This is a genomic window from Microbacterium sp. K35 (genome assembly GCF_004794375.1).
Lineage (GTDB): Bacteria > Actinomycetota > Actinomycetes > Actinomycetales > Microbacteriaceae > Microbacterium > Microbacterium sufflavum.
Window position 1 is genome coordinate 1 of sequence record NZ_SSDM01000076.1, and the last position, 4,383, is coordinate 4,383.

4 protein-coding genes are annotated in these 4,383 nt (G+C 71.2%); all 4 read left to right on the forward strand.

Annotation, left to right across the window (positions count from 1 at the left end):
• The coding region (locus tag DW299_RS01990; RefSeq protein ID WP_136035450.1) for an ABC transporter ATP-binding protein at positions 1-555 on the forward strand (555 nt) is incomplete at its 5' end.
• Positions 552-1,343 carry an energy-coupling factor transporter transmembrane component T family protein gene (locus DW299_RS01995; protein WP_136035451.1) on the forward strand — a complete coding sequence of 264 codons (792 nt, stop codon included), beginning with the start codon at positions 552-554 and terminating at the stop codon, positions 1,341-1,343. The genes DW299_RS01990 and DW299_RS01995, both read left to right, overlap by 4 nt.
• Before the next feature lie 100 nt (positions 1,344-1,443).
• Complete coding sequence (gad, locus tag DW299_RS02000) at positions 1,444-2,814, forward strand: glutamate decarboxylase (protein ID WP_136033349.1); 1,371 nt, start codon at positions 1,444-1,446, stop codon at positions 2,812-2,814.
• Between the two features lie 10 nt (positions 2,815-2,824).
• A complete protein-coding gene (gene gadC, locus DW299_RS02005; protein WP_240745289.1) occupies positions 2,825-4,306 on the forward strand; it encodes a glutamate/gamma-aminobutyrate antiporter GadC in 1,482 nt (493 codons plus the stop codon).
• The last annotated feature ends 77 nt before the right edge of the window (positions 4,307-4,383 follow it).

Genomic DNA, 4,383 nt, shown 5'->3' on the forward strand with positions numbered 1-4,383 from the left:
CCCAACGGCGCCGGCAAGTCGACGCTCGGCCTCACGCTTGCGGGACTCCTTCCGCCCGCGGGGGGAGCAGTGGTCGCCGCGCCCGAGCTCGCGGACGGCGCCGACCCCGCGCCCATCCGGTGGAGCTCGCGCGACCTGCTCACCCGCGTCGGCATGGTGTTCCAGGAGCCGGAGCATCAGCTGCTCGCCACGACCGTGCGCGACGAGCTCGCCGTCGGCCCCCGCGCGCTCGGCCTCCCGGAGGACGAGATCGCCGCGCGCACCGACGAGCTCCTCTCCCGCCTGCGCCTCGACCGTCTCGCGGCCGCGAACCCGTACACGCTGTCCGGCGGGGAGAAGCGGCGCCTCACGGTCGCGGCCGCGATCGCCACACGCCCCCGGGTGCTCGTGCTGGACGAGCCCACGTTCGGGCAGGACGCGCGTACGTGGGCGGAGCTGGTCGCGCTGCTCGCGGCATTGCGCGACGAGGGGTCGGCCGTGGTCGCGATCACGCACGACCTCGACGTGGCCAGAGCCCTCCACGCCACCCGGTTCGACCTGGGCGGCATGCCGTGACCCTGCTCGACGCGAAGGCCTGCCCCGGCGCGGTGGCCCGCATCAACCCGGTCGCCAAGCTCGGCGTGAGCGCGCTGATCGCCGTGCCGCTCATCCTCACGCTCGACCCGGTCTCGGCCGCGGTGGCCCTGGCGCTCGAGTTCGTGCTGTTCCTGTTCGCGGGCATCGGCTGGCGGGAGTTCTGGGTGCGCACGTGGCCGGTGTGGCTCGCGGCGCCGCTCACCGGGCTCACGATCGCGCTGTACGGCGAGACCTCCGGCACCGTGTACGTGGACTGGTTCGTGCTGCGCATCAGCGAGGGCTCGCTCGCCCTCGCCGTGGCGACGATGCTGCGCGTGCTCGCGATCGCCCTGCCGTCCGTGGTGCTGTTCGTGACCGTCGACCCCACCGACCTCGCCGACGGGCTCGGGCAGATCCTCCGCCTCCCCGCCCGGTTCGTGCTGGGGGCGCTCGCGGGCCTGCGCATGGTCGGACTGTTCCTCGACGACTGGCGGGCGCTCGAACTGGCGCGGCGCGCACGCGGGGTGGCCGACCGCGGGCGCCTGCGCCGTTTCTTCGGGATGGCGTTCGCGCTGCTGGTGCTGTCGATCCGCCGCGGCGCCAAGCTCGCCACGGCCATGGAAGCGCGAGGGTTCGGAGCGCCGGGGCGCCGCACGTGGGCGCGCGAGTCGCGGTTCGGGGCGGCGGAGTGGCTGCTGCTCGCGGTCGGCGCGGCCATCTCCGGCATCGCGGTCGCGGCGGCCGTGCTCACCGGAGCCTGGAACTTCATCCTCGGTCCCGGCGCCTGAGCCTCACCCCGTTTACGCGAGGGGCGGGAGATACGTCAACGCGCCGTGGCTAGCGTGACGAACGGAGTGAGAAGCCGACTCAGCCGAAAGGACTCCGCACATGAGCACTGCACCCACCGACGGTCAGCCGATCTTCACCCGGCCGGGGGAGGCCACGGTCGCACCGCGACACGTGATCCCCGACGCCGAGTCGCTCCCGTCGACCGCGAAACAGATCGTCGAGGACGAGACCATCCTCGACGGCAACGCCCGTCTGAACCTCGCGACGTTCGTGAGCACCTGGATGGACGACGAGGCCAAGCAGGTGTACATGGCCTCGTTCGACAAGAACATGATCGACAAGGACGAGTACCCGCAGACCGCCGCGATCGAGGACAACTGCTGGCACATGCTCGCGAACCTCTGGCATGCGCCGGATGCCGCCCGCAGCATCGGCACGTCCACCATCGGCTCGTCCGAGGCGTGCATGCTCGGCGGGCTCGCGTTCAAGCGCCGGTGGCAGCAGGCGCGTCGCGCCGCGGGGAAGGACGCCTCCTCGCCGAACCTCGTGATGTCGAGCGCCGTGCAGGTGTGCTGGGAGAAGTTCTGCAACTACTTCGACGTGGAGCCGCGCTTCGTGCCGATCAGCGAGGAGCACAAGACGCTCGACGGGCACGAGCTGGAGAAGTACGTCGACGAGAACACGATCGGGGTCGTGGCGATCATGGGCGTCACCTACACCGGCATGTACGAGCCGGTCGCGCAGATCGCGGCGGCGCTCGACGAGATCCAGAAGAACACGGGGCTCGACATCCCGATCCACGTGGACGGCGCCTCCGGGGCGATGATCGCCCCGTTCCTGCAGCCCGACCTGGAGTGGGACTTCCGCCTGGAGCGGGTGCACTCCATCAGCACCTCCGGCCACAAGTACGGGCTCGTGTACCCCGGACTCGGGTGGGTCGTGTGGCGCGACGCCCAGTGGCTGCCGGAGGACCTCGTGTTCCAGGTCAGCTACCTCGGCGGGGAGATGCCCACGTTCGCACTGAACTTCTCGCGCCCCGGCGCACAGGTGCTGCTGCAGTACTACCTGTTCCTCCGCCTCGGCTTCGAGGGGTACCGGGCGGTGCAGCAGGCGTCGCAGGACGTGGCGAAGTTCCTGTCGGCGGGCATCGCGAAGCTCGACGCGTTCGAGCTGTGGAACGACGGCAGCGACATCCCCGTGTTCGCGTGGCGGTTGAAGCAGGGGCATACCGACAACTGGACCCTGTACGACCTGCAGGATCGGTTGCGCATGCGCGGCTGGCTCGTGCCCGCCTACCCGATGCCCGCCGACCTGGAGGAGCTCACGGTGCAGCGCATCGTGGTGCGCAACGGCCTCAGCATGGACCTGGCCGCCGAACTGCTCGACGCGATCACCGCCGAGGTCGCGCACCTCGACGCCCTCACCGCGCCGATGCCGGGCGACCACCCCGACTCGGCGTTCCACCACTGAGGCGCGGGTCATGTCTGCACACGGTGCCGAACACGCCCCCCGTCCCGCCGTCACCCCGTCGACCCGCGTCTCCCGGCCCGCGGTGGCCGTGCTGGGGGTGGGGCAGCTCGCCCTGCTGACGCTCGTCGTGGTGGCGAGCCTGCGCTCCCTGCCGGCGATGGCGGTCTACGGCCTCGGGAGCATCATGCTCTACCTCATCCCGGCGATCCTGTTCCTGGTGCCCACGGCGCTGGTGGCGGCCGAGCTCGCGACCGGGTGGAAGGGCGGCGTCTACGTCTGGGTGCGCGAAGCCCTCGGCAACCGCTGGGGGTTCACCGCGGTGTGGCTCCAGTGGATCCAGAACGTGGTGTGGTTCCCCACCCAGCTCGCCTTCGTGGCGGGCGCGCTCGCGTTCGTCTTCCTGGATCCGTCGCTGTCGAGCTCGGGCTTCTTCACCGCGGTCGTGATCATCGTCTGCTACTGGGGTGCGACGCTGGTCACCCTCCGCGGCGGCGACCTGTTCGCCAAGCTCGGCTCGTGGGGCGGCATCCTCGGCACGCTGCTGCCCGCCGTGCTGCTGATCGTGTTCGGCGCGGTCTGGGTGTTCAGCGGCGAGAAGAGCCAGGTCCCCCTCGAGGCGTCGGCGATGATCCCGCCGTTCACCGGGCTCGCCTCGATCGTGCTGATCGTGTCGAACGTGCTGGCCTACGCCGGTATGGAGGTGAACGCGGTGCACGTGAACCAGATGAAGGACCCCGGCCGCGGCTACCCCCGCTCGGTGTTCCTCGCGGCGGCGCTCATCCTGCTCGTGTTCATCCTGCCGACCCTCGCGATCGCGGTCGCGGTGCCGCCGAAGGAGCTCGGTCTCACGAATGGCATCATGCTCGCGTTCGGGGAGTACTTCGACCACTGGAGCATGGGCTGGGCCACCGCGGTGGTGTCGGCCCTGATCGCCGCGGGCGCCCTCGCCTCGGTCGTCACCTGGGTCGCCGGCCCGTCGAAGGGCGTGCTGGCCGCGGCGGAGACGGGGCTGCTGCCGCCGCCGCTGCAGAAGAGGAACAAGGCGGGCGTGCAGTCGGGCATCCTGATGCTGCAGGGCACGATCGTGACGGTGCTCGCGGCGATCTTCATCATCGTGCCGAACGTCAGCGCGGCCTTCGTCGCGCTGATCGACATGGCCGCCGCGCTGTACCTCGTCATGTACATGCTGATGTTCGCCTCGGCCCTCGTGCTGCGGCGGAAGGCGCCGGACGTGAAGCGCGCGTACCGGGTGAAGGGGCTGCCGCTGGTCGCCGGCGTGGGCTTCGTCGCCTGCCTGGCCGCGTTCCTCCTCGCGTTCATCCCGCCGGACGGCTTCACCGCGTTCCCGCCCGCGGCCTACCCGTGGATCGTGGGGGCGGTGATCGTGGTGCTGGGTGCTCCGCCCCTGGTGTTCTACGCGGTGCGCCGTCCGTCGTGGGACCGCCGGCCGGCGGACGGCAGCCTGCCCAGCGACGCCCACCCGGAGGCCTGAGCGCCCGGAACCGACGCCGACCCGCCGCCCGTCACAGGGGCAGCGGGTCGGCGCCGTCTTCGCGGGAGCCGTACCCC

Bases quoted from the DNA above. Each gene is read 5' to 3' on its own strand.
- gadC (WP_240745289.1), top strand. From the start codon at position 2,825: ATGTCTGCACACGGTGCCGAACACGCCCCCCGTCCCGCCGTCACCCCG.
- gad (WP_136033349.1), top strand. From the start codon at position 1,444: ATGAGCACTGCACCCACCGACGGTCAGCCGATCTTCACCCGGCCGGGG.